Below are 23,975 nucleotides of genomic sequence, written 5' to 3'. Positions count from 1 at the left end.
TGTACTCCTCTTACAGCTCGAAGAAGGGCGTCTCGACGCCGTTCGCGTCCTCGTCCTGAACATAGACCGTCCAGGAGTACCCACCGTCGACCTTGGTTGCAACCAACTTCGCGCGTTCGGTTTCGCTCAGTGACGACAGCACCGGATCTGTTGCGTGTGCGTCGGCGTCTTCGGGGAAGTACAAGCGGGTGACCAGGCGGTCGAGCATGCCGCGAGCGAAGACCGACACGTTCACGTGTGGGGCCTCGTCCGCATCCGTTTCAGTGGGCTGCGCACCGGGCTTGACAGTGTGGACCAATGCAGTGCCCGTGGGATCCGCTGCGCTGCGGGCGAATCCGCGAAAACCAGCCGGAGTGAGCTCCACTGCGCCACGGGGATCGTCCGGATGGTTGAAGCGTCCGAGCGTATCGGCCTGCCATGTTTCGATCATCGCGTCCGCGACGGGTGTACGGGCGCCGTCGATCACCGTGATGGCCAGCATGATTCGTCCGGGGGTATCGCTCGGGGCAGCGTCGGGGCCGTCCGTCCAGGGGAGGCCGATGTGCCAGTACGGCCCGACGGTCTGAGAGGGCGTGACCCCGAAGGGGGCAGTGGTGAAGTCGCCGGGGACGACCGGATAAGTGGGTGCGGGCTTCGCGGTGTGATCAGTCATCGTGGTCTTCCTCGTTCTCGAATACGGAGGCATTACGGCCGCGCAGGACGATGTCGAAGCGGAACCCGAGAGCCCAGTTGGGGACTGTGGCGTCGTAGTCGAAGACGCTGACCATGCGGTGACGTGCTGCTTCGGGTACTGCGTTGTAGATCGGGTCCTGGAAGAACATCGGATCGTCGGGGAAGTACATCTGCGTCACGAGGCGCTGCGTGAATGCCGTGCCGAACAGCGAGAAATGGATGTGTGCCGGTCGCCAGGCGTTGTCGTGGTTCATCCACGGGTAGGCGCCCGGCTTGATCGTGGTGAAGCTGTAGTGGCCGTTCGCGTCGGTGACGCAGCGACCCAGGCCGTTGAAGAACGGATCCAGCGGCGCGGGCCAGTTGTCGCCGGTGTGGCGGTAGCGTCCACCGGCGTTGGCCTGCCACACCTCGAGCAGTGTGTGGGGGACGGGTTTTCCGTCGCCGTCGAGTACGCGGCCGTGAACGACGATGCGCTGTCCCTGTGCTTCGCCGCCGTTGGCAATGGTCAGGTCGTTTTCACCGGCGCCGACGCGATCCTCGCCGAATACCGGCCCGGTGAGCTCCGTGAGCCGCTGGGGGAGCAGCTTCAGCGGCTGCTTCGGGTGGCGAAGGGAAGTCGTCTTGTAGTCCGCGAAATCGGCCGGGGCGTTGACGCCAGTCGGCCGCTGGTACCTCGGCGGTAGATGCAGCATAGGGAACCTCGTCGTTCGGTTACGTGAAGTTGTTCGCAATGTGTACATGTGTTGCGCTCTGCGAACAGAATAGTTCGTAGATGTGACCCAGGCAATGCCGGGGGCGAAAAATGTTCGTTATGCGGACGGGGGTTCACAATACGTACGGGTCGCGCTACTGTGATCGACATGATGGACAAAGTCATTCCCACTGCTGCCGAGGCCGTCGCCGACGTGCCGGACGGCGTCACGATCGCTGTCGGAGGTTTCGGGCTCGTCGGAGTGCCGGAAATCCTCATCGATGCGCTCCTCGAGCAGGGCGCGACATCACTCGAAACGGTGAGCAACAACTGCGGCACCGACGGGTTCGGGCTCGGAGTGCTTCTGGAGAAGGGGCGTATCCGTCGTACTGTCAGCTCGTACGTCGGCTCCAACAAGGAGTTCGCGCGTCAGTACCTTTCCGGTGAGCTGGAAGTCGAACTCACGCCGCAGGGCACGCTCGCCGAGCGCATGCGCGCCGGGGGAGCGGGCATCCCCGCGTTCTTCACCCCGGCCGGCGTCGGCACCCAGGTCGCCGACGGCGGCCTGCCACTGCGTTACGACGGCAGCGGCGGCATCGCAGTTGCCAGTCCGCCCAAGGAAACTCGTGACTTCGACGGCGTCACCTACGTGATGGAGCGCGGCATCGTCGCCGACTATGCACTGGTCCATGCCTGGAAAGGTGACCGGCATGGCAACCTCGTCTACCGCGCGAGTACCCAGAACTTCAATCCGGCTGCAGCAACGTCGGGGCGCATCACCATTGCGCAGGTCGAGCACCTCGTAGAGCCGGGTGAGCTCGACCCCGCCGAGATCCACACGCCGGGCATTCACGTTCAGCGTGTTGTCCACGTCGGCCCCGTGACGGTCGGCATCGAGAATCGGACGGTACGAGCATGACTTCTGTACTACCCACCAAACTCACCCGCGAAGAGATGGCGGCCCGCGTCGCGCGGGAACTCGAGGACGGGCAGTACGTGAACCTCGGCATCGGTATGCCGACGCTGGTTCCGAACTACCTCCCGACCGATATCACCGTTGTATTGCACTCGGAGAACGGCGTTCTGGGCGTGGGGCCGTACCCGACCGAGGACGAACTCGATCCCGAGCTGATCAATGCGGGCAAGGAGACCATCACCGTTCTCCCCGGTGCGTCGTTCTTCGACTCCTCAGCGTCGTTCGGCATGATCCGCGGCGGCCAGGTCGACGTTGCCGTGCTCGGTGCCATGCAGGTCAGTGCCACCGGAGACCTCGCGAACTGGATGATCCCTGGCCACATGGTCAAAGGCATGGGCGGCGCGATGGATCTGGTCCACGGCGCAAAACGCGTCATCGTGATGATGGAGCACGTCTCGAAGAAGGGTGAGCACAAGATCGTCGAGAAGTGCTCGCTTCCGCTGACCGGTAAGGGCTGCGTCCAGCGAATCATCACCGACATGGCCGTGATCGACGTGACTGACGACGGTCTCCGCCTGGTGGAGACGGCGCCGGGCATCAGCGTCGAGGACGTGGTTGCTGCTACCGGAGCGAAACTGATTCTTTGACAGTCTGTTTCATCTGATGGCTCAGCCGCCGGGTCGTGACTTCCATCCGACCTGGCGGCTGTTTTACGCCCCGACGTCGCTCAGCTCGCTCTCGACCGGAATCCAGAGCTCGAACCGTGCGACGGTGAAATCGTCGTTGTATTCGGTACGCATGATCTCGGGACCAGGTACGGAGCGAAAAGGGTTGGCAGGGAACCATTCCGTGTAGATATCTCGCCACAAATACTGCACAGATTCGATTTCCGACCCGTCGGCGGTGAAGACGGCCCACGTGTGTGCGTCGACCGTCAGCACATCGAAACCCGTGGGTGAAGGTTTGCCGGTGACCACTCCCAGGTAGTAATCCAGTTCTGTGCCTTCGGTTCTGGGATGCGCCAAATTGTCGACGACACTGACGATTCCCGCCGGGTCCTGATCGGAGAGCTCGCGCAACCCTCGCAACGCAACCTTGTCCACGGAGCGGGTGAAATCTTCGATCGCAGAATTGGGACCTTCGTGAACCAATGGAACCCGGGTCTTGAACCCGACTACCGTCAGGGCAGGTTTGTCCACAAGCATGTAGTCCATCGGTGTGGCTCCTTCCAGTGTCACGTGAATGACAAGTTTCTGTTGGGATTTGAGAACGGCGGGAGCGCGTTTGACCGCGCCGGGGCTCACGCCGTGAAATGCGGTGAACGCTCGTGTGAAGGCTTCCGCGGACGAGTAGCCGTACTTCACGGCGGTCTCCAACACTCCTGATCTGCTGACGGACAACTCGGCACCAGCCAGGGTGAGTCGACGTCGACGGATGTATTCGGATACGGGAATGCCGGCCAGGGCCGAGAACATCCTCCGAAAGTGATACTCCGAGGTGGTTGCCAGCCTTGCCATCTCGGCTGTCTCGATCTCGCCGCTCAGATTGCTTTCGATGTAGTCGAGCGCGCGGTTCAGTCCGTCGATCATCGTGTCTTCCTGTTCACGGGTTTCACGCTACGCAGATCACTTGGGCCGTACCCGACTATCCGTGCCCGAAAAAGTAGGGCAGGAAATGCATCTGGACAACTCAGTTAATCATCATTATCTTGAATCGAACATCGATGGCTGACCAGGAGGCACAGTGAGCACCCGTTTTCCGCAGGCTGAATTGACCGAGGTGCCCGAGGACATCGCCGCCAAGATTCTCGAGATCCAGGAGAAGTCGGGGTTCGTGCCCAACGTCTTCCTGATGTTCGCTCGGCGCCCAGCCGAGTTCCGGGCATTCTTCGCATACCACGACGCGATCATGCTCAAGGAAGATTCCGCACTCACCAAGGGTGATCGAGAAATGATCGTCACCACGATCTCTGCGGCCAACAAATGTACGTACTGCGTTGTCGCGCACGGCGCAATTCTGCGTATCTTCGAGAAGAAGCCGCTGGTTGCCGACCAGGTTGCGGTCAACTATCGCACCGCAGAAATCTCCGATCGTCAGCGCGCGATGCTCGACTTCGCCACCAAGGTGAACTCCGCCTCACACGAAATCGCCGACGCCGACTTCGACGCCCTCCGTGTGCACGGCTTCGGCGACGAGGACGCGTGGGACATCGCCGCGATCACTGCATTCTTCGGGCTCAGCAATCGCATGGCGAGCTTCTCCGGCATGCTGCCCAATCCGGAGTTCTACCTGATGGGGCGCGTTCCGCGGTCCTGATTCCTGCGGTTAGCGCAGCAGCTCTCAATTTTTCGGACCGACCGGTCGTAACGTCTGGAAGTCAGCCGACGAAGTAAAGGCTGTCCACGCCGGAATTGCCGTCTTCGTAAAGAAGGCCGAAAGGTTGAGCGCTATGTCGGAGAAGTCCATCGCCCATTCTCGGAGGGTCCGCTCTGCGGCCGCCGGTGCCGTACTAGCTCTCGGATTGGCGGTGGGCGGCACGGGAATTGCATCGGCAGAGCCGGAAACCGTGTGTACCCCGAGCGCTGATCCGCTGGTGACCTGCGCCGAGGAAGAGGCAGCTGCCACCACCGACGCCGACGCGGCGACGAGCACCGAGACCACGCCGGAGAAGGTTGAAGCCGGGGTCGCGGGCACGGGCAGTGCCGAAACCGCTGGTACGGACGCTGCAGCACTGGCGGAAGCCGAAGCAAAAGCCAAGGCAGCTGCCGACGCGGCAGCGAAGGCCGCCGAAGCAGCCGCGACGGCAGGGGTCGACTCGTCCGCAGCGACAGACACTTCGGTGAAGGCGACCGAGGCAATGACCCAGGCGAGCGTCGAGGCAACCAAGGCGGCGGTCGAATCGACGCAGGCCAAGGCGGAGGCCGGGGCAGCGGAACAGTCTGCGAAAGAAGCGGAAGAGGCGGCCAAGGTTGCGGCGTCCGCTGCGGCCGATGCCAAGGAGGTAGCAAAAACAGCTCAGGCAGAAGCTGATGCGGCTGCAGCCAAGGCTGCGGAACTCGAGGAAGCAGCGAAGGCCGCCGGTTCGGGGACCAAGACCGAGGAGGCGGCACGCGCTCGCGCCGAGGCTAATGCTCTGCAGGCCAAGGCCGATGAGGCGAAGGCTGCCGCGGATGCAAACGCCAAGCTGGTTGCGGACAAGAACAAGGAAGCCGAGGAAGCCTTCAAGAACTGGGACATCGCGAAGGGACTCGCCGCAAAGGCTCAGGCGTTGGCCGCAGCTTGGAATGCCAAGCAGCTCGCGATCACCGTCAAGGAAACTCAGAAGGTGGCCACCGCCGCCGAAACCACCGCCAAGGCAGCCGAGTCCGCAGCCGCCACCGAGGTAGAAGCTGCCACCGCCGCCCGTAAGGCCGCAGATGAAGCGGCAGCTACCGCAGCTTCCGCACAGAAGGACGCTGCCGCTGCACAGAAGGCCGCGGAGACGGCGCAGGCCGAGGCCGATGCTGCAGGGGAGGCGGCCACCGACAAGCGAGCAATCGCCGACGAAAAGGCTGCCGAAGCCGCCAAGAAGGCCGAAGCTGCCGAAGTAGCGAGTAAGAAGGCGCAGGATCTCTACCTGGCCGCCGAAGACGCGAAGGCGGCGGCCGACGCCGCAGCAGCAAAGGCCAAGGAAGCTCAGGCCGCTGCAGCCGCCGCAAAGGCCGAAGCGGATGCAGCGCAGAAGATCGTCGACGAGCTCAAGGCAAAGGGCGAGAAGGAGATCGACAACGGAACAGGCGTCGGCGGTGAGGTGATCATCGGTGAGCACACCGACGACGGCTCCGGAGTCACGAAGGTCGACGAGACCACCGCTGTAGTGAACAAGACCGGCGTCAAGCTGGTCGGCTACCACAACAACAAGGGAGCCTTCGACGTCGTCGACTACTACGTCACCGACGCCGACGGCGATCCGGCACTCGCTGGAAGCCTGCCCCCGGTCGATCTTGCTCTCGGCGACACCGCAAGCAGCAGCACCAGCGGTAGCAGCAACTCCAACCTGCCGGCTGTATTGATCGGCGTCGGAGTCGTCGGCGCTGCCGCCGCAGCAGCTACGACGGTGGTTGTTCGTCGCAAGCGTCATGACGGCCCGGGCAACACGTCTGCGTAGCCTCGGTCTCTCGGCGGTAGCGATCCTCGCCCTCCTCGTATCCGGATGTTCGGGCGAGAACGCGGGATCGCTACCTGACCGCTCGCCGGTGCAGTCGCATATCGCGGCTGCACCGGCTTCGGTGACCGTCGATCCGGCAGAACCCGAGAGGATCGAGTTGAGGTCTGCGTCCGGGGTCACGTACCTGAGCAGTCCGTTGCACTCGGAGAAACTGATGCGCGGCGGCGAGAGTGGGCAGCAACTGAATCCCGTCGACGAACTGCCGGTGTGGTGGGGTGAAAGCGGAATGCCGGGAACGTCGACCACACAGACCGTTGTTGTCGTCGGCCACAACTTCACCACTCGCGAAGCACCGTTCCGGGCACTCCGGGTGGTGGAGTCAGGAGATCACGTCCTGCTGAGCACACCGAACGGGGTGCTCGAGTACGACGTCGAAACCGTCGGGCCGCTGCACAAAGGTTCGCTGCTGGGAACTCACGAGTTGCGTGAATCAGTTCCCGGGCGGTTGATCCTCGCCAATTGTGATGTCGTCGAAGGAGAGTCGACCGACGACAATTACGTTGTCATCGCCCAGCTGGCAGCGCACTGAATCCGTGGCAGTGCAAGAATAGGGACATGGATTCCCTCGGACTTCTCTCGGAACTGGTAGCTCTCGACACGGTCTCGGGGGAGGCCGCTCCTCAACGGCGGGCGATGGATTCGATTGTCTCGTTGGTTCTCTCACGTGCGCCACAGGCGAAGGTGGAGTCAGACCTGACCGGCAATCATCCCTGGGCCTTGATCACCAACGAAGCTGCACCCTCGGCAGCCAGACTCCTGTTCGCCTGCCACGTGGACACGGTGCCAGTGGGCACTGTCTCCGACTGGGAGTTCGACCCGTACGCCGCACAGGTCGACGGCGAATTGTTCCTCGGCAGAGGGACATCGGATATGAAGGCCGGCCTTGTTGCCGCTACTGCCGCGGTTGTCGAAGCCTTCGAACGTGGAGTCCCGGTCGCGCTGTTGCTGACGAGCGACGAGGAAATCGGATCGCTCGGGGCTGTTCGTTCGGCCGACGCCGTGGCGAATCTCGAGGTCGGGGCCGTCATCGTTCCCGAGGCGACGGGCAACCGAATCAACCTGGGGCACCGCGGCGCACTGTGGCTCGAAGTGTCCGTCAAAGGAAAAGCCGCGCACGGGAGTACACCGCAGCGAGGAACCAACGCCGTCCTCAAACTGCTTGACGTCGTCGACCGAGCCCGGCGTGAGCTTCCGCTGTCGTCCGACGCGTTTCTGGGTGCCGAAACCTGGAACCTCGGCTTGGTCGGCGGGGGTTCGGCTCCGAACATCGTGCCGGACAGTGCACGTGCGGTGATCGATCACCGCACGGTGGGAGACGGCGCCGACCTGCTCGCGTGGTGGCGAGCCCAACCAGAAGTCGACTCGGTGGAGACGTCGATTCATCTGGGAGGTGTGCGTACCGACGCGTCGGACCCGTGGTTGGCCACCCTGCCTATCCCTGTTGCAACCGAACCGGTTTCGTACTTCACCGACGCTTCGGTACTGGCCGCCGCCGCCCCTGGTGCTCCCGTCGTGATCTGGGGCCCTGGCACTCCCTCGCTGATGCATGCGGCCAACGAAAGCGTCAAGGTTTCCGAACTGGACGATGCGATCGCTGCTTACGGTGCGGTTGCCGCCGCTTGGCCGACGGTGGACTGACGGACAATCAGTTCAGGAGCAAGCGCGATGTGGGCTGTCGACTCGGAAGAGTTGTTCATCGCCTGATCCAGAAGTCGCACAGCTTCTTCCGCGATTCTTTCCTGCGGCTGCCCGACGGTGGTCAACGGTGGGTTGCACAATTCGGAGAATGGGATGTTGTCGAAACCGGTGACCAGAACGTCGCCGGGAACGTCGATGCCCAATGTGTGACACGTCTGCAACACGCCAAGTGCGATCAAGTCGTCGGCGCAGACCAGGGCGTCGGGGCGAGTTTTGCCGGTCAGGATGATGTTGGATGCCGTGCGCCCCCACTCGATCGAGTACTCGCCGAGTTGTGTCCACTCGTCACGAGTTTCGATGCCCATTCGATCCGCGTGGCGGAAGAAGCCGGCCCGGCGAAGTTCTGTTGACGAATTGGTCAGCTCGGAACTGATGAAGGCGGCTGATTGCGCGCCACGCTCCGACAGATGCTCCATCACCAGGGATTGAGCGGCGTCGTCGTCGACGCCGACCCAGTCCGTCTGGGTATCCATTGCAAACCGGTCCAGTTGAACGACCGGAAGCGTTGCCGCGCTGGCTCGGACGGCCTCGGCACTCAGTTCGCCGTGGCACGGGCTGATGATGATTCCGTCCACTTGCCGGGAGACGAGCGACTTGAGTCGCTGCGCTTCCACGTCGGGATCGGAACGAGAATCGCACAGGAACAGTTGTAGTCCGCGCCGAGCGAGGACGTGTTCGACGTTGACCACCAGCGAAGTGAAGAAGGGGTTCGCGATACTCGGAACCACCATTCCGACAGTGTCCGTCCGATTACGACGCAGCGAGCTGGCGATGATGTTTCCCGAGTATCCGAGAGAATCCGCGGCTCGTTTGATCGTCGCTGCAAGCTCGTCCGAGACAGGGCGGGATCCGGACAGTGCCCGCGACACGGTGGCCGTCGACACCCCGGCCAGTTCCGCGACATCGCGAATGGTCGCCTTGCGCATGCGTCCCCCGTTTTCTGCTCGATTCGGGTCCGAGGTTATCGAACCGCACGGTCCAGTGTCCCGCATGTAACGCGATTGAGGCAATCGTTTACAAATTCGAATTGTGAAATCCTTGACACAACCCGGTGTTGATCGCATAACCTGCTAATTCATCAAGGCAATCGATTACATCGTGTGCAGATCTTGTGCATGGACATACAGCGCAAATCTTGCGCATGGAATGGGGTAGCTGAAGTGACCGCATCACCGCTCGGAGTCTTTCCGCCCAAGCCCTCGGCGCTGGCAGAGATGTTCACTGGCACGCCATCTCTCATCGGGGCCATTCACCTCCCGGCCCTGCCGGGCAGCCCGCACTACACCGGGCAGCCGGTTTCGGAAATTGCTCGCTTCGCCGTCGAGGAAGCACACGCGTATGTCGACAACGGTTTCGACGGTGTGATCGTCGAAAATCACTGGGACATACCGTTCCTCAAGCCCGGCGAACACGGATACGAAACCGCCGCGAGCATGGGAGTCATCACGGCAGCGGTGGTCGGCGAGTTCGGCAAGGCCGTCGGCGTCAGCATCCTGTCCAACGCCGGCGAGTGCGGAGTGGCCGCAGCGTGGGCGGCAGGCGCGAGTTTTGTGCGCGTCAATCAGTGGGCAAATGCCTACATTGCCAATGAGGGCTTCATCGAGGGCCAGGCCGCCAAGACGACGCGCTTCCGCCATCGCATCGGCGCCGACCCGGTCCGGATCTTCGCTGACGTGCACGTCAAACACGGTGCGCATGCCATTGTCGCGGACCGCACTGTCGCGGAACAGACCGAAGACGCCGAGTTCTTCGACGCAGATGTTCTGATCGCGACGGGTTCGCGCACCGGTGACGCCGCTTCGGTCGACGAGGTTTCCGTGATCCGAGACAACACCGTTCTTCCGGTGATCATCGGCTCCGGCATCACGGCTGCCAATGTCGCAGCGCTGATGAAGGAATGCGACGGCGCGATAGTTGCATCCTCGGTGAAGGACAATGGACGCTGGTGGGGACGGGTCGCAGGCGAGAAGGTCCGCGAACTGTCCCGGGCCGCAGGAAAGTAACCATGATTGTATTTTGTGGATACGCCAACAACGATGTGACGGTACATGTCCCACACGTACCGGTACTCGGTGAGCGCGTTCAGGCAACGGCCATCAGTCAGATCGACGGTGGAATGAATGCAAATGCTGCGGTATCCGCGGCCAGAATGGGCGCGCAAGTGATCTTTGCCGGTGCCGTGGGCCCGGACGCGCGGTCCACCGAGTTTCTCGAATCCCTCGAGGCAGACGGCGTCGACACCAGTTGGTCGCCGCGAGATGCGTTCCTGTCGACGGCAGTTGTTCTCATCGCGCAGGACGGCGATCGCTCCATCATCAGCCAGGACGACCCGAACGATGCCGAACGCATCGGAGTTGTCGTCACCCGATTGGCCGCTGCCGGCGGTGGACGACTGTTCCTCGACGGATACCGTGCGCTCTTCCTCCCGGATGAATTACCGGGAAGCGTAAGTCTGGTAATCGATCTGGACGGTTGTGAAAACAAAGCCGCGGCACTGCGCGCGTTCGCTCTGGCCGACCACGTCGTCGTAGGGCGTGCCCTGTGGGAAGGCGAGTTCGGGATCGGATTCGACCAGTGGCAGACTCTGGCCGCCGAGCACCACACCCACCTGCTGGTGACCGACGGCTCGCGAGGTTGGACACTGGCCACACCGGACGGCGAGGTGACGAGCGAACCGGCAGTAGTGGTCGACGTCGTCGATGCAGTCGGGGCCGGTGATTGCTTCGGCGGTACGTACATCGCTTTTGTCGACGCCGGGCGCTCACCGGTGGACGCCGCACGACTCGCCGGGGCATCGGCTGCATTGGCTTGCGCCACCGCAGGCCCCCGCGGATGCCCCACCCGAGATGAATTGGACAGCTTCACAGCAACATTGACCCCTCACACCCTTTTGGAGACTCGATGATGAAACGTGCATTGCCTCTGGCGCTGGGAGCTGCAGTCGCGCTCACGCTCACCGCTTGTGACTCGGCTTCGTCGAGTGACTCGAAGGACGCATCGGGGGGCTCGTCCATCCCGCAGCCGACCCGGGTCGCCGAAAGCTGTGACGGGACGAACGGCAAGCTCAAGGTCGGTCTGGTGACCATCAACCTCCAGGCGCTGTACTTCAACCAGATCAACAATGCCGCGAAGAACGTCGCGGACAAGGCAGGCGTCGACCTGCAGATCATCAGCGGCAACGACGATTCCGTCGCGCAGGCCAACGCCTTCGACAATCTGATTGCCGCCGGAGTCGACGCGATCATCGTCGATGCAATCGACACGGACGGAATCAAGCCGTCGGTGGTCAAGGCCAAGAACGCGGGCATCCCCGTCGTCGCGGTGGACGCGACCATCGACGATCCGGCACTGTCGACTCAGGTCGGTACGGCCAACGCCGAGGGTGGTGCCAAGATCGGAAACACCTTGGCCGACGTCGCGAACAACACCGGAACGGTCGGTATCGTCGGCGCGCTCAACAGCACTGTTCAGTTGGAGCGGCAGAAGGGCTTCACGGAGACCGTGACCGGCCGCGGAATGACCGTCGGCACCGTCGTGGACGGACGTAACATTCAGGAGAACGCACAGACCGCGGCGGAGAACCTGCTGACCGGCGGTGGCGACATGAAGTACGTCTACGCAACCGGTGAGCCGGCACTGATCGGTCTCGTCGCGGCGGTCAACAGTCAGAAGGCGCAGGATCGCATCGAAGCAGTCGGTTGGGATCTTTCGGATCAGGCGGTAGGCGGACTCAAAGCCGGTTGGCTTAAAGGCGTGGTCCAGCAGAACACCTTCGAATTCGGCCATGAGGCAATGAATTCGGCAATCGACCTGGCTTGCGGACGCGGCGCTCCGGCAAACATCCCGGTTCCCACCCAGATCGTGACCCCGGAGAACGTGGCCGACTACATGTACTACTTGGAGAAGTAATCATGGCACCTCCACTGATCGAACTCTCGGGCATCACCAAGTCGTACGGACCGGTGAAGTCCCTTCAAGGAGTGGACCTTCGGCTGGCGAAGGGTGAAGTACTCGGAGTGGTCGGCGACAACGGCGCCGGTAAGTCCACTCTGATGAAGATTCTCGCCGGTGCGGTTCAGCACGACGGCGGCGAAATGCGCGTCAACGGTGAACCAGTGCGCTTTTCGACGCCTCTCGACGCGCAGCAGAAAAAGATCGGAATCGTCTACCAGGATCTGGCTCTGTGCGACACGCTGGACGTCGCCAGCAACCTGTTCCTCGGCAGAGAACCGCGAAAAGGCCCCTTCCTCGACCGGCATGCCATGCACGAGAAGGCGGCTCACATTCTTGCCGACCTGCATGTCAAGGTGAAGTCGACCTACCAGGAGATCGGGCAACTGTCCGGCGGACAGCGGCAAACCGTCGCGATCGCCCGCGCAGTCTCCTTCCGCCCAGACGTACTGATCCTCGACGAGCCCACCGCAGCGCTTGCCGTCGCCGAGGTCGAGTCGGTGCTCAAGCTGATCACGGACGTCGCAGCGGCCGGCGTGGGCGTCATTCTCGTGACACACCGCCTGCAGGACCTGTTCCGCGTGTGTGACCGAATCACGGTCATGTACGAGGGGCAGAGTGTCGACGACGTTCCGATCGGCGACCTCAACATCGAGTCCCTCGTCGGACTCATCACTCGAACTCCGGTGCCGCAACGGACATCGGCAGCAACACAGGGAGCCACGGCATGACCACTCTCGAGAAGACCCAGGCGCCGATCGAGCGCAAGCTCGCCGCGAAACCCTCCTTGTGGGACAGCGTCAACAAGCCCACCCTCGCGATGCTGGCGGTGACAGTTGCTGTCGCAGCCGTCTTCTCGGCGACCACGTCGTCGTTCCTGACATTTACGAACCTGTCGAACCTGGCAACCCAGATCGCTCCGGTTCTGATCATCGCGGTGGCGATGACTTTCGTGATCACGGCAGGTCAGATCGACCTGTCCGTCGGTGCGATCGTCGCGTTCGTCGCGGCGATGAGTGCCGAGCTTATCCAGGCCGGCGTCGATTCGTCCCTGGTCTTCGTCGCCGCCCCGGTGATGGGTGCGGCCTGGGGCCTGGTCAACGGATGGCTCGCTGCCTATCAGGGTATTCCGCCGTTCATCGTGACCCTGGCGACGATGTCCGTCATTCGCGGTATCGCGCTGTATCGGACCGAAGGATTCTCCGTTCCGGTTCCGGCCGACACCTACTTCGCGAAGCTCGGAACTTCGGAATTCCTCGGGTTCTCCGCCAGCGCCTGGATTGCTCTCGTCGTCGTGGTCATCGGAGCAATTGCGCTCAACCGCATGCGCTTCGGGCGCTACGTCACCGGTATCGGTTCCAACGTCGAATCCGTACGACGGTCCGGTGTCAACACGCGTCGTGTGCTCATGATGACGCTCGTCTTCACCGGCCTGGCTGCCGGCATCGCGGGACTGCTGATCGCGGCTCGACTGGGCTCGGGTTCGGCCAACTCCGCAACGGGATTCGAGCTCACCGTGATCACCGCGGTGGTTCTCGGTGGCACCAATCTCTTCGGCGGTCGCGGCACCGTGATCGGTACCGTCATCGGCGCCGTCCTGACCGGAATCATCGCCAACGGATTGACCCTGCTCGGCGTGAGCCCGTTCCTGACGCCGATCATCACCGGTGTCGTTCTGCTACTGGCCATCTGGATCAACATGCGCGGACACACGCTGAGCGCGCTGTGGCGACACCTGCAGTCCGCACCGTCGGGGCCCGCACGCTCATGAGCAAGGTTCGTACTGTCACGGGAACTGTGGACAGCTCGGAACTCGGACTGGTTCTCCCACACGAACATCTGCACAACGACGTCACCGGTGCGTACACCGAGGCCCCGGATCCGGTTGTGGCACAGCGGTTGGCCGGTCCGGTACGCGCCGAGGATGCCTGGCTTCTTCACGACAATCCGTATTACAGTCTCGACAATTGTCGAGTCGACGACGGATCGGCCGTGGTGGAAGACCTTGCGGACTTCGCCCGCCTCGGTGGTCGGACGATCGTCGATCTGACACCGCCGGGACTGGGCCGGGCACCGGAGAAGCTGGCGGAGTTCTCGCGAAAGTCAGACGTGCGAGTGATCATGGGTTCAGGGTGGTACCTCGAGACGACCCATCCGGTCGAGGTCCACGAACTCGGTGTCGACGATCTGGCAGGTTCGCTCGTCGAGGAGTTCGATCCGGCAAAGGAATTGGCTCCTGGCGTGATCGGGGAGATCGGAGTCTCCCCGCTCTTCACTCAGAACGAGGCGAAAGCGTTGCGGGCGGCATGCATCGCCCAGCGCGAGGTGGACGTGCCCCTGTTCGTCCACCTTCCGGGCTGGCAGCGCGTGGGACATCACGTCGTCGACATCGTGGTCGACGAGATGGGCGTCGATCCGCAAGCAGTGGTCCTGTGCCACATGGACCCGTCCGGACACGACGCCGACTACCAACGATCGCTCGCCGACCGCGGTGTCTTTCTCGAGTTCGACATGATCGGGATGCCTTTCGATTTCCCCGGCGAGGGTCTTTCTCCGCATCCGGCGGAAACAGCCACTGCGGTAGCCGGATTGGTCACCTCCGGTCACGCATCACAGCTCCTGCTCAGTCACGACCTCTTCCTCAAATCAATGCTCAGAAAGCACGGCGGAAACGGATTCTCCTACGTACCACTCGCCTTCGCCGCCCGATTGGTGCGCGCAGGCGTAGATCCCCAGCAAGTGTCCGCATTGATGCGAGACAACCCGAGGTCGCTCTTCGAGCAGGCCGCGAAAGGAAACAGAAGCAGTCATGGGTAAACGAGTACTGATCGCCGGCGAGAGCTGGATGACGACGTCGACGCACGTCAAGGGCGTCGACGAGTTCAGTGTCCATTCCTACGTCGAGGGAGTCGGCCCGCTTCGGGATGCGCTCACCTCACGTGGCCACGACGTGACACACATGCCCGCACACCTGGTGCCGACGCAGTTCCCCGGTACCGCAGAAGCACTGTCGCAGTTCGACGTCGTCGTTCTCTCCGACATCGGAGCGAACTCGCTGCAGCTGGCTCCCGGCGTGTTCGACCAGTTCCGCGCCGGCGAGGATCGCCTTGTCGCGCTTCGTGACTGGGTGAACGCCGGCGGCTCACTGATGATGATCGGTGGTTACCTCTCGTTCTCCGGGTTCCAGGCGCGAGCAGCTTTCCGCCAGACCGCGATCGCCGAGGTACTGCCCGTGACGATGCTGGCCGAAGACGATCGCGTCGAGACACCGGGTGGGATCGTTCCCACCGTCGTCGATGCTGCTCACCCGGCTCTCGGTGGTGCCGGCGATTCCTGGCCGGCGCTCCTGGGATACAACCGCGTCGTCGCGAAGGACGGTGCCGTGGTTCCCGCCACCATCAACGGCGATCCGCTTGTCGCTGCCGGTGAATACGGCGCCGGACGGTCGATCGTCTTCACCTCGGACTGCTCGCCGCACTGGGCTCCGCCGGAGTTCTGTGAGCAGTGGCCCGGATACACCGACCTGTTCGACGGCTTGATCAGTTGGGTCGCCGGCGAATGAGTCGCTCCTCAGACCTGCTCGCGCGGCAGCAGAGTAATCTCGCTGCCGCGCGGGCGGTTCCATTCATCGAGGACACCATCGGCGGGACGTTGAGTGATGAGGGATTCCGCCGGTACCTCGTGATCGAAGAGGCATTTGTACTGACGGCCGTCAAGGTGTTGGGGTTGGTGGTCGCCGAATCCCCGACGCTCGACGACGCGCTCGACCACGTGACGTCGATGTCGAACCTGGTGGGCGAGCAGCGCGAGTATTTCGCGCACTTGCGTTCCCGCTTCCCGTACGAGGGTGACGCAGCGGCGCTGGTCGAGGAGTCGGCCGTGCTGTCCACGCACGCCTTGGCCCTCGCTCGCGAAGAGGGCAGGGCGGCGGCGCTGGTGGGCATGTACGCCGCGGAAACCCTGTATCTGTCGTGGTGCCGGGAGGCGGCGGCAGTGAAGGTAGATCGCGAACCAGCGTTGCAGGACTGGGTGGACATGCATGTCGCTCCGCCGTTCGTGTCCCAGGTGGCAGTGCTGGCGTGCGAAGTGGACGCCATGCCGAAGTCCGTGAGCGACGAGGACCTGGATCGGTGGTTCTCGGGCATGCTGGCCGCAGAGATCGATTTTCACAACGTGGCGGTGTGAGGTACTGCTGTGCGCCTTTATTAACCCCCGGCGGCTAATAAAGGCGCACAGCAAAAGGCCCGTAGGTCGCTTTCGCAACCTACGGGCCTCTTCTTTGTAGCGGGGACAGGATTTGAACCTGCGACCTCTGGGTTATGAGCCCAGCGAGCTACCGAGCTGCTCCACCCCGCGTCGGTGTGAAACCAACAGTACACGACTTCTGGAGGCGCAATTACCACCCCCCTGTCACCGGCTGGAGTGCGCGCTTTCCGAGTAGTAACCGCGGATGTGTCCGACTATGCGCTGACGTGCGAGTTCGCCGTCACCCGCGTTGACCGCATCCACCAATCCTCGGTGTTCGTCACGCAGTCGCATGCAGGTGCTCGGCCAGCTGTCGATCTGGACGCCCGCGAGAACGTAGGCCTCGATGGACTCGCGCAGGCCGGTCATCATGGCTGCGATCACCTGATTGCCCGCCGCGTCGGCGAGCGCCACGTGGAACTGTGCGTCGAGTAGCAAGAATTCCTCGGCCGAGAGAGCTGCGTCCTCCATCGAGTCGAGCAGTTCGACGGCCGCGCGGAGGTCGGGCGTCGGAGTCCGCGATGCCAGGGATTGCATCACCTCGGATTCGAGAACGAGTCGTGTCTTCACCACATCCGAGACCGGAAAGCCTTGTGCTGCAACCTGCATCCGCATCAGCATGGTCATACCGCCGGTCGGTTTGGCTACGATCATCGCGCCGGACGTCGGGCCGGAGCCAGTCTGCGCCTTGAGGAGGCCGAGTGCTTCCATGACCCGCAACGCTTCTCGGACCGATGACCGTCCGACGCCCAACTCTGCGGCCAGAATTCTCTCTCCCGGCAGGCGCTGGCCAGGAGACACCTCGCCTGAAACGAGCCGACGTTCGAGGTGGCTCAGTACTTGTTCCCACGCTCGCGGGCTCGGCTCGGTCGGCATGAGGCAAGAGCATAACCGGGTGGACGCCGTTTATGGGGTGGCCTGTACGGGGATGTATTACTGTGGTCAGACCACACCGACAGATTGCGGGGAACCACATGCGAGTAGCGCTGTTCGCCACCTGCATCGGGGACACGATGTTTCCCGACGCCGTCAAGGCCACCGCCCTCCTGCTCACCCGTCTCGGGCACGACGTCGTGTTTCCGTCCGGGCAGACCTGCTGCGGGCAGATGCACGTCAATACCGGCTATCAGCCGGGCGCACTACCGCTGGTCGCGAAGTACGCCGATACTTTCGGTGATGCGTCGATCGACGCCGTTGTCGCACCATCGGGGTCGTGCGTCGGCTCGGTCCGTCATCAACACGAGATCGTCGCCGAGCGCTACGGCACCGCGTCGCTGTGTGGACAGGTGCAGACCGTGAAGGCAAAGACGTACGAGCTTTCCGAATTCCTCGTGGACGTTCTCGGGGTCACCGATGTGGGCGCGTACTTCCCGCACCGAGTCACCTATCACCCGACCTGTCACTCACTGCGCATGTTGAGGGTGGGGGACAAGCCACTTCAGTTGCTGCGCAACGTCCGCGACATCGATCTGGTCGAACTCCCCGAAGCAGATTCCTGCTGTGGATTCGGCGGCACCTTCGCCATCAAGAATGCGGAGACTTCGACGGCCATGCTGGCGGACAAGATTCGCCACGTTGCGGACACCGGCGCCGAATTCTGCAGCGCCGGAGACTCGTCCTGCCTCATGCACATCGGTGGCGGTATGTCACGACTGCAGATGGGCGCCAAGACCATTCACCTCGCGGAGATTCTGGCGTCGGTGGAAAGCCGGGTGCACGCATGAGCGCTGTGACGCTGGGTCTGCCCAGCTTCCCGCCGAGGTCGCCCGAGGGTGCAGGGTTCCTGCGAGGTACTGAGAAATTCCCCGTCGCAGCACATCACGAGCTGGCCAACGCGCAACTGCGACGCAATATCGGCAAGGCGACGCACACCATCCGTGCCAAGCGCATCAACGTGACTGGAGAGCTGCCCGATTGGGAAGAGCTGCGTGACGCGGGTTCGGCGATCAAGGCCGACGTCATGGCGCGGTTGCCGGAACTGCTCGAACAGTTCGAGGCTGCAGTCATCGCGCGCGGTGGGCAGGTGCATTGGGCGGCGGATGCCAACGAGGCCAACGCCATTGTGACCGAACTTGTCAAAGCCACCGGCTCCGACGAGGTCATCAAGGTCAAGTCGATGGCCACGCAGGAGATCGGTCTCAACGAGCATCTCGAAGCCCACGGAATCACCGCCTACGAGACCGATCTCGCGGAATTGATCGTCCAACTCGGCCACGACAAACCGTCGCACATCCTGGTTCCCGCGATCCATCGCAACAGGTCCGAGATTCGGGAGATATTCCTTCGTGAGATGCCAGATGTCGACCCCAACCTCGGGGAGAACCCGGCCGAACTTGCCGCTGCTGCACGAAAGTTTCTGCGCCACAAGTTCATGACGACGCCGGTCGCCGTCTCCGGCGCCAATTTCGGCATCGCGGACACGGGCACTCTGACCGTCGTGGAGTCGGAGGGCAACGGGCGAATGTGCCTGACCCTGCCGAAAACACTGATCACCGTGATGGGCATCGAGAAGATTCTGCCGACGTATCAGGATCTGGAGGTCTTCCTGCAACTGCTGCCGCGGTCCTCGACGGGGGAGCGGATGAACCCGTACACCTCCATGTGGACCGGCGTCACGCCCGACGACGGTCCACAGGAGTTCCACCTGGTCCTCCTCGACAACGGTCGGACTGCCGCGCTTGCCGACAAGATCGGGAGGGAAGCCCTGAGCTGCATACGGTGCTCGGCGTGTCTGAACGTGTGCCCGGTCTACGAGCGCACCGGCGGTCACGCCTACGGATCGACCTATCCGGGACCGATCGGCGCGGTGCTGACTCCGCAGCTCGCGGGCATGCATGGCAAAGACGATCCCAACTCGACGCTTCCCTTTGCCTCGAGTCTGTGCGGTGCGTGCTTCGACGCCTGCCCGGTCAAGATCGACATACCCTCGCTGCTCGTCGAATTGCGGCACCAGAAGGTCGAGCAATCCGGTGTCACGGCAGAGTCTTTGGCGATGAAAGCCGCCTCTCTGGCGATGTCGACCGAGGGCCGGTGGACGTTGGCTCAGAAAGCTGCCGGGCTCGGACGCGTCGTGGCCGGCAGGAAAGGGAAGATCTCTACGTTGCCACCTCCATTGAACGGTTGGACAGCTGCCAGAGACATTCCCGCACCGCCCAAGCAGACCTTCCGATCCTGGTGGGACTCCGACGAAGGCCGCGCGGCATTGGACGAGGCTCGTCGTGACGGGAAGGCGGACAGATGAATTCACGTGAAGTGGTGCTCGGACGCATTCGTGATGCCATCACCTTGGCGCCCGCCCGCGAAGGCGAGATACCGCGAAACTACCGGACTGGCAGAACCATGTCCGACGAGGAACTCATCGATTTGTTCGTCGACCGTCTGGTGGACTACAAGGCGCACGTTCACCATTGCGCTGCAACAGAAATCGCCGAGGCCGTCGCCGGAATACTGAGAGAGCACGGACTACACAGTCTGGGGATCCCCGCCGGCCTCGACCGATCATGGGTAGCCGGATTCGACGGAACGCTGGTGGTGGACAGCCCGGACGTACCGGCTCCTGAACTCGAGAACCTCGATGCCGTTGTCACCGGCTCGAAGGTATCGTGCGCCGAAACCGGCACCATCTTCCTCGACGCCGGTCCATCGCAGGGACGCCGTGCGTTGACGCTGGTACCGGACACACACATCTGCGTCGTGTATCGCAGCAGTGTGGAAGTGGGAGTGCCGGAGGCGATTGCGAAGCTGACACCGGAGCGCCCCACCACCATGATCAGCGGCCCGTCGGCGACCTCCGACATCGAACTCGAGCGCGTCGAAGGTGTCCATGGTCCGAGGAATCTTCACGTCGTCATCGTCGACGGTTGATTCCCGTCGAGCGGGAACTCGGAGGCAGCGGGCCACATCAGCGTCTAACGTCCCGGCCATGACACAACTGTTGGCAGGCAAGGTCGTTTTCATCACCGGTGCAGCGCGGGGTCAGGGACGCAATCACGCGATTCGACTCGCGCAGGAAGGTGCAGACGTCATCGCTGTCGACGTGTGCGCGTCGGTGTCCGAAGACGTGGGTTACGCGGCCGCGACTGAAGCCGACCTCGAAGAAACGGCTCGTCTCGTGCGAGCGGAGGGGCGCGAGATCGTCACCGCTGTAGCGGACGTCCGTGACCTCGAGGCACTGCGTGCGGCGGTGGCGTCGGGCGTCGACAAGTTCGGTCGCCTCGACGTCGTGATTGCCAATGCGGGCATCGCTACGTGGAACCGTTTCTGGGAGATGCCTGAAGAGCAGTGGTCGACGCTGGTGGACATCAATCTCAATGGTGTCTGGCGCGCGATGACAGCTGCGGTTCCTGCAATGATCGAAGCCGGCAACGGTGGTTCCATCGTGATTGTGAGCAGTGCTGCCGGCGTCGCCGAAGCGCCCGGCTGCGCGCACTACTCGGCGGCCAAGCACGGCCTCGTGGGTTTGGCTCGCACTGCTGCAACGGAATTGGGAAGCTTCGACATTCGAGTCAACACCATCCACCCTGGCGCGGTGGAGACCGAGATGGGCAACGATCCCAACGTCGGTAAGGTACTCACTACTCATCCGGAGTACATGAACTCGTACAAGTGGCCGCTCACGTCCGTCCCGCGCACCACCGTCGAGGACATCTCCAACGCCGTCGTCTACCTCGCGACGGACCTCTCCCGCGCGGTCACCGGGACGAAGATCGTCATCGACATGGGTCAGACGATGGCGTAGTTGCGCTCAGAGGAGATTGAACTGCGCGACCTCGATGGTGTTCTCGACTGCCTCCGAGAGTGTGCGAATACGTTCGTCGGCGCCTGGCGCGGTCAAAATCGCCAGGCGATCGGCGTCACCCATCGGAATGCTCCTGGCGAGGGCATACAGCCGAGAACCCAGCGGATCCAAGGGATCCGGTGGGACGGGCATTCGCGGAGTCTGTTCGCCGGCCCGAAGTGCGAGCTTTCCCAACATTCCGTACATGAACTCGATGCGCTCGAGGAGCGAGTCGTATTCGTAAGCAGTGACTGGTGTTCCGTTGTTCTCGTCAGGCCACAATTCGACCTCGGCGAGTGGGTAGGGATCGTCCGGCAGCCATCGATTGACCCGGATGCGGTCTTCGGTCCGGCAATACAACTGATACCGCCCGGCACCCATGGCGACATGAGACTCGATCCGAGCCAGAGTGCCGACGTCGTGACGTGATTCGCCGCCACCGACCTCGTGGCCACGAGCGATGAGCACTACTCCGAACAGTGGGCCGTCGGCAGCTTCGAGAACGTTCTCGACCAGTGCGCGATACCGAGGTTCGAAGATGTTCAGGGGCAACACCTCACCCGGTAGCAAAGCGGAGCCGAGCGGAAACATGGGGAAGATGGGCATCAGGGGATTCTCAACCTCGGAATCGGAGGGGCGGGGAAATCGCCGGGGCGATCGATTTCGGCGAGCAGGTGCTCGGACCACGTCAGTAGACCGGGGATATCGAGGCCGTGCGGACTCTCGACCTCGTAGTGCCTGATGCGGTCGTGACCCTGGCCGAGGAGTGAGACGGCGCCGGTGTTGTTGCCCCGAAGCAGATGGGTGAGCCCGACGGCCAACTGAGCCAGTCCCTGCCACAGGTCACGTTCCTCGGGCGGCGCGCTTTTCCACGTTCCTTCGAGAATCTCGTGTGCGTGGAAAGGCATGCCGTGGTCGAGGAGGCGCTGCGCCTCGGTGATCGACTCGTCTGGTGGCAGGCGTACATCGTCCGGAATGCGCGGGACACCGCCCGCTGCGTCGCGTGGCAGTGGACGTCCGAGTCCGTCACGGGGCCGCGAATTGAGGGGTTTCCCAGCGGCGTCCCGGTCGCGTTCGGTCATACACTCAGCCTAACGGCAGCGCCTCGGACGAACCCGCCAAAAGTTTTTTCGAGTCGCCTGTCGATTCCGGGGAGAACCGTTCGTCGTCATGTTGTAAGGCAGGAAAGCCGCAAGAAAAACAACAGACCAAGGAGTCAGTCATGAAGTACATGTTGCTCATCTACACCGCACCCGGCGGAGACACCGAACCCCAGTGCACGTTCGAGGACTGGCAGCAATACGACAAGGAAATGAAGGATGCCGGGATCTGGGTGTCCGGCGATGCCCTCGCCGACCTGACGACAACGACGACGGTTCGGGTCTCGCAGTCCGGAGAAAAGACCGTCACCGACGGACCCTTCGCAGAAACCCGTGAGATCCTCGGCGGCTACGACGTCATCGACGTTCCCGATCTGGATGCGGCGCTTTCATGGGCCGCGCGGTGCCCCGGCGCGCGCGACGGCGGCAGCGTCGAGGTGCGTCCACTGGCCGGGTTCGGGGACTGATTCGCCGTGGACGAGCAGGCCGAGAACTCCATCGAGTCAGTGTTCCGGGAGGAACACGGACGACTCTTGGCCTCGCTCGTCCGCCGCTTCGGTGATCTGGATCTGGCCGAGGAAGTCACCTCCGAAGCCGTCGAGGCCGCGTTGGTGCACTGGCCCGTGGACGGAGTGCCGGCTAAACCGGGCGCCTGGCTGCTGACCACGGCGCGTCGTAAAGCCGTCGACAGGCTTCGTCGTGATCAGGCCTATGCGGCGCGATTGGCGGTGATGCAGGTGGACGCCGATCGTGCCGACCCGGCGCCGCCCACGGTCGACGGAGAACTTCCCGACGAGCGGTTGCAGCTGTTCTTCACCTGCTCGCACCCAGCGCTGGCCGAGGACGACCGAATCGCACTCACCTTGCGTTGCCTCGGAGGGTTGACGACGCCCGAGGTTGCTCGGGCCTTCCTCGTGCCTTCGGCGACCATGGCGCAGCGGATCGTGCGTGCGAAGAAGAAAATCCGTCAGGCTCGGATTCCCTTCCGAACTCCCAGCGCCGAAGAACTCCCGGAGCGTCTGCCCGGTGTTCTGCAGGTGATCTATTCGGTGTTCACCGAGGGGTACGCAGCGAGTTCGGGTCCGGATCTGCAACGCGTCGACCTGGCGGTGGAGGCGATCAGGCTGGCGAGGATCTTGCGCGCATTGCTTCCCGATGAGCGCGAGATCGCCGGATTGCTTGCATTGATGCTTCTCGTCCACGCGCGTCGGGATGCCCGTACCGACGCCGCCGGCGGGATCGTGCTCCTCGAAGACCAGGATCGCGGGTGTTGGGACCAGCCGATGATCGAGGAAGGCAGCGACCTCGTCGTGGTCGCGTTGACCGGGGGAGCGCCGGGGCCGTACGGGGTGCAGGCCGCCATCGCCGCATTGCACGACGAGGCCGCAGATGTGGAGAGCACCGACTGGCCACAGATCTGCGCTCTCTACGGAGTGCTCCTCACGCTGACTCCGTCGCCGGTCGTGGCCGTCAATCGGGCAGTAGCGTTGGCGATGCGCGACGGCGAGGAAGTCGGGCTGACTGCGCTGGAGGAACTGGCAGCGGAGCCCAAACTTGCCGACTACCATCCGTATCACCTTGCACGAGCCGAACTACTTGCTCGGTTGGGGCGCACCGACGCAGCGGCATCCGCGTACCGACAAGCTCTGAAACTCGTTGGTACGGAACCGGAGCGGGCCTACCTGGAGCGTCGGTTGGGTGAGATCTCGGACTGAGCG

The 23,975-nt window shown here is 63.0% G+C and carries 27 protein-coding genes and 1 tRNA gene; 20 read left to right on the top strand and 8 right to left on the bottom strand.

Annotation, left to right across the window (positions count from 1 at the left end):
* Window positions 1-10 precede the first annotated feature (10 nt).
* Window positions 11-652, bottom strand: coding sequence for a protocatechuate 3,4-dioxygenase subunit alpha (pcaG, locus tag ATN38_RS08615; protein ID WP_218747810.1), 642 nt, complete (start codon window positions 650-652; stop codon window positions 11-13).
* Entirely contained in the window at window positions 645-1,364 is a 720-nt protein-coding gene (gene pcaH, locus ATN38_RS08610; RefSeq protein ID WP_007730015.1) for a protocatechuate 3,4-dioxygenase subunit beta, read from the bottom strand. The genes pcaG and pcaH overlap by 8 nt, the downstream gene beginning before the upstream one ends.
* A 171-nt stretch (window positions 1,365-1,535) precedes the next feature.
* Between pcaH and ATN38_RS08605 the strand changes: the two genes are divergently transcribed.
* Complete coding sequence (locus tag ATN38_RS08605) at window positions 1,536-2,282, top strand: CoA transferase subunit A (RefSeq protein WP_030536554.1); 747 nt, start codon at window positions 1,536-1,538, stop codon at window positions 2,280-2,282.
* A complete protein-coding gene (locus ATN38_RS08600; protein WP_003940102.1) occupies window positions 2,279-2,926 on the top strand; it encodes a CoA transferase subunit B in 648 nt (215 codons plus the stop codon). Before ATN38_RS08605 ends, ATN38_RS08600 begins: the two co-directional genes overlap by 4 nt.
* Before the next feature lie 63 nt (window positions 2,927-2,989).
* On the opposite strand, the gene ATN38_RS08595 is transcribed toward ATN38_RS08600, so the two are convergent.
* A complete protein-coding gene (locus ATN38_RS08595) occupies window positions 2,990-3,868 on the bottom strand; it encodes an AraC family transcriptional regulator (RefSeq protein WP_042446982.1) in 879 nt (292 codons plus the stop codon).
* A 154-nt stretch (window positions 3,869-4,022) separates the two neighbouring features.
* Here ATN38_RS08595 and ATN38_RS08590 point away from each other — a divergent pair, with 154 nt between their 5' ends.
* The 4 genes from ATN38_RS08590 to ATN38_RS08575 all read left to right on the top strand — a co-directional run bounded on the left by ATN38_RS08590 (window position 4,023) and on the right by ATN38_RS08575 (window position 8,124).
* Complete coding sequence (locus ATN38_RS08590; protein ID WP_058037940.1) at window positions 4,023-4,595, top strand: peroxidase-related enzyme; 573 nt, start codon at window positions 4,023-4,025, stop codon at window positions 4,593-4,595.
* Between the two features lie 133 nt (window positions 4,596-4,728).
* Window positions 4,729-6,426 carry a hypothetical protein gene (locus ATN38_RS08585; RefSeq protein WP_218747809.1) on the top strand — a complete coding sequence of 566 codons (1,698 nt, stop codon included), beginning with the start codon at window positions 4,729-4,731 and terminating at the stop codon, window positions 6,424-6,426.
* Window positions 6,398-7,015 carry a sortase domain-bontaining protein gene (locus tag ATN38_RS08580; protein WP_042446974.1) on the top strand — a complete coding sequence of 206 codons (618 nt, stop codon included), beginning with the start codon at window positions 6,398-6,400 and terminating at the stop codon, window positions 7,013-7,015. Before ATN38_RS08585 ends, ATN38_RS08580 begins: the two co-directional genes overlap by 29 nt.
* Window positions 7,016-7,041: 26 nt before the next feature.
* Window positions 7,042-8,124, top strand: a complete 1,083-nt coding sequence (locus ATN38_RS08575) for a M20/M25/M40 family metallo-hydrolase (RefSeq protein WP_058037939.1) — start codon at window positions 7,042-7,044, stop codon at window positions 8,122-8,124.
* Here the strand turns inward: ATN38_RS08575 and ATN38_RS08570 are convergent.
* Window positions 8,085-9,110, bottom strand: a complete 1,026-nt coding sequence (locus tag ATN38_RS08570; protein ID WP_003939717.1) for a LacI family DNA-binding transcriptional regulator — start codon at window positions 9,108-9,110, stop codon at window positions 8,085-8,087. The two genes, ATN38_RS08575 and ATN38_RS08570, sit on opposite strands and share 40 nt — an antisense overlap.
* 234 nt (window positions 9,111-9,344) lie before the next feature.
* On the opposite strand from ATN38_RS08570, the gene ATN38_RS08565 reads away from it, so the two are divergent.
* From ATN38_RS08565 to ATN38_RS08530, 8 genes are read left to right on the top strand one after another with little or no spacing between them, the layout of a single operon-like run.
* A complete protein-coding gene (locus ATN38_RS08565; protein ID WP_003940276.1) occupies window positions 9,345-10,187 on the top strand; it encodes a BtpA/SgcQ family protein in 843 nt (280 codons plus the stop codon).
* A 2-nt stretch (window positions 10,188-10,189) separates the two neighbouring features.
* Window positions 10,190-11,089 (top strand): PfkB family carbohydrate kinase, encoded by a 900-nt coding sequence (locus tag ATN38_RS08560; RefSeq protein WP_058037938.1) that lies wholly within the window; start codon window positions 10,190-10,192, stop codon window positions 11,087-11,089.
* Entirely contained in the window at window positions 11,086-12,093 is a 1,008-nt protein-coding gene (locus tag ATN38_RS08555) for a substrate-binding domain-containing protein (RefSeq protein WP_019745494.1), read from the top strand. Before ATN38_RS08560 ends, ATN38_RS08555 begins: the two co-directional genes overlap by 4 nt.
* Before the next feature lie 2 nt (window positions 12,094-12,095).
* The gene (locus ATN38_RS08550) at window positions 12,096-12,866 is read left to right on the top strand and encodes an ATP-binding cassette domain-containing protein (RefSeq protein ID WP_003939830.1); all 771 of its coding nucleotides are present in this window, start codon (window positions 12,096-12,098) and stop codon (window positions 12,864-12,866) included.
* A complete protein-coding gene (locus ATN38_RS08545) occupies window positions 12,863-13,906 on the top strand; it encodes an ABC transporter permease (protein ID WP_007730024.1) in 1,044 nt (347 codons plus the stop codon). The genes ATN38_RS08550 and ATN38_RS08545 overlap by 4 nt, the downstream gene beginning before the upstream one ends.
* Entirely contained in the window at window positions 13,861-14,952 is a 1,092-nt protein-coding gene (locus ATN38_RS08540; RefSeq protein WP_007730025.1) for a phosphotriesterase, read from the top strand. Before ATN38_RS08545 ends, ATN38_RS08540 begins: the two co-directional genes overlap by 46 nt.
* Entirely contained in the window at window positions 14,945-15,697 is a 753-nt protein-coding gene (locus tag ATN38_RS08535; RefSeq protein WP_218747808.1) for a glutamine amidotransferase, read from the top strand. Before ATN38_RS08540 ends, ATN38_RS08535 begins: the two co-directional genes overlap by 8 nt.
* Window positions 15,694-16,320 (top strand): TenA family protein, encoded by a 627-nt coding sequence (locus ATN38_RS08530; RefSeq protein ID WP_192712185.1) that lies wholly within the window; start codon window positions 15,694-15,696, stop codon window positions 16,318-16,320. Before ATN38_RS08535 ends, ATN38_RS08530 begins: the two co-directional genes overlap by 4 nt.
* Window positions 16,321-16,417: 97 nt before the next feature.
* Here ATN38_RS08530 and ATN38_RS08525 read toward each other — a convergent pair.
* Window positions 16,418-16,491 (bottom strand) — tRNA-Met (locus ATN38_RS08525).
* A gap of 54 nt (window positions 16,492-16,545) precedes the next feature.
* Window positions 16,546-17,256 carry a FadR/GntR family transcriptional regulator gene (locus ATN38_RS08520; RefSeq protein WP_030536564.1) on the bottom strand — a complete coding sequence of 237 codons (711 nt, stop codon included), beginning with the start codon at window positions 17,254-17,256 and terminating at the stop codon, window positions 16,546-16,548.
* A gap of 98 nt (window positions 17,257-17,354) precedes the next feature.
* Here ATN38_RS08520 and ATN38_RS08515 point away from each other — a divergent pair, with 98 nt between their 5' ends.
* From ATN38_RS08515 to ATN38_RS08500, 4 genes are read left to right on the top strand one after another with little or no spacing between them, the layout of a single operon-like run.
* Entirely contained in the window at window positions 17,355-18,104 is a 750-nt protein-coding gene (locus ATN38_RS08515; RefSeq protein WP_218747807.1) for a (Fe-S)-binding protein, read from the top strand.
* Window positions 18,101-19,621 (top strand): LutB/LldF family L-lactate oxidation iron-sulfur protein, encoded by a 1,521-nt coding sequence (locus tag ATN38_RS08510; protein WP_058226613.1) that lies wholly within the window; start codon window positions 18,101-18,103, stop codon window positions 19,619-19,621. The genes ATN38_RS08515 and ATN38_RS08510 overlap by 4 nt, the downstream gene beginning before the upstream one ends.
* Window positions 19,618-20,244, top strand: coding sequence for an LUD domain-containing protein (locus ATN38_RS08505; RefSeq protein WP_042446955.1), 627 nt, complete (start codon window positions 19,618-19,620; stop codon window positions 20,242-20,244). Before ATN38_RS08510 ends, ATN38_RS08505 begins: the two co-directional genes overlap by 4 nt.
* 58 nt (window positions 20,245-20,302) lie before the next feature.
* Window positions 20,303-21,118 (top strand): mycofactocin-coupled SDR family oxidoreductase, encoded by an 816-nt coding sequence (locus ATN38_RS08500; protein WP_030536568.1) that lies wholly within the window; start codon window positions 20,303-20,305, stop codon window positions 21,116-21,118.
* 6 nt (window positions 21,119-21,124) lie between these two features.
* Here the strand turns inward: ATN38_RS08500 and ATN38_RS08495 are convergent, their stop codons facing one another.
* Entirely contained in the window at window positions 21,125-21,763 is a 639-nt protein-coding gene (locus tag ATN38_RS08495) for an LON peptidase substrate-binding domain-containing protein (RefSeq protein WP_003940076.1), read from the bottom strand.
* The gene (locus ATN38_RS08490; RefSeq protein WP_003940372.1) at window positions 21,763-22,239 is read right to left on the bottom strand and encodes a DUF309 domain-containing protein; all 477 of its coding nucleotides are present in this window, start codon (window positions 22,237-22,239) and stop codon (window positions 21,763-21,765) included. Before ATN38_RS08490 ends, ATN38_RS08495 begins: the two co-directional genes overlap by 1 nt.
* A 140-nt stretch (window positions 22,240-22,379) precedes the next feature.
* Here ATN38_RS08490 and ATN38_RS08485 point away from each other — a divergent pair, with 140 nt between their 5' ends.
* Both ATN38_RS08485 and ATN38_RS08480 read left to right on the top strand, forming a co-directional pair.
* Window positions 22,380-22,724, top strand: coding sequence for a YciI family protein (locus ATN38_RS08485; RefSeq protein ID WP_003939718.1), 345 nt, complete (start codon window positions 22,380-22,382; stop codon window positions 22,722-22,724).
* 6 nt (window positions 22,725-22,730) lie between these two features.
* Window positions 22,731-23,972 carry an RNA polymerase sigma factor gene (locus ATN38_RS08480; protein ID WP_058226611.1) on the top strand — a complete coding sequence of 414 codons (1,242 nt, stop codon included), beginning with the start codon at window positions 22,731-22,733 and terminating at the stop codon, window positions 23,970-23,972.
* The last annotated feature ends 3 nt before the right edge of the window (window positions 23,973-23,975 follow it).

Origin of the sequence: Rhodococcus sp. FH8 (assembly GCF_019266085.1) — a bacterium.
In the GTDB taxonomy this organism is placed as follows: Bacteria; Actinomycetota; Actinomycetes; order Mycobacteriales; family Mycobacteriaceae; genus Rhodococcus_F; species Rhodococcus_F qingshengii.
The sequence above is the reverse complement of the archived record's forward strand: the minus strand, read 5'-3'. Positions and strand labels throughout refer to the sequence as shown.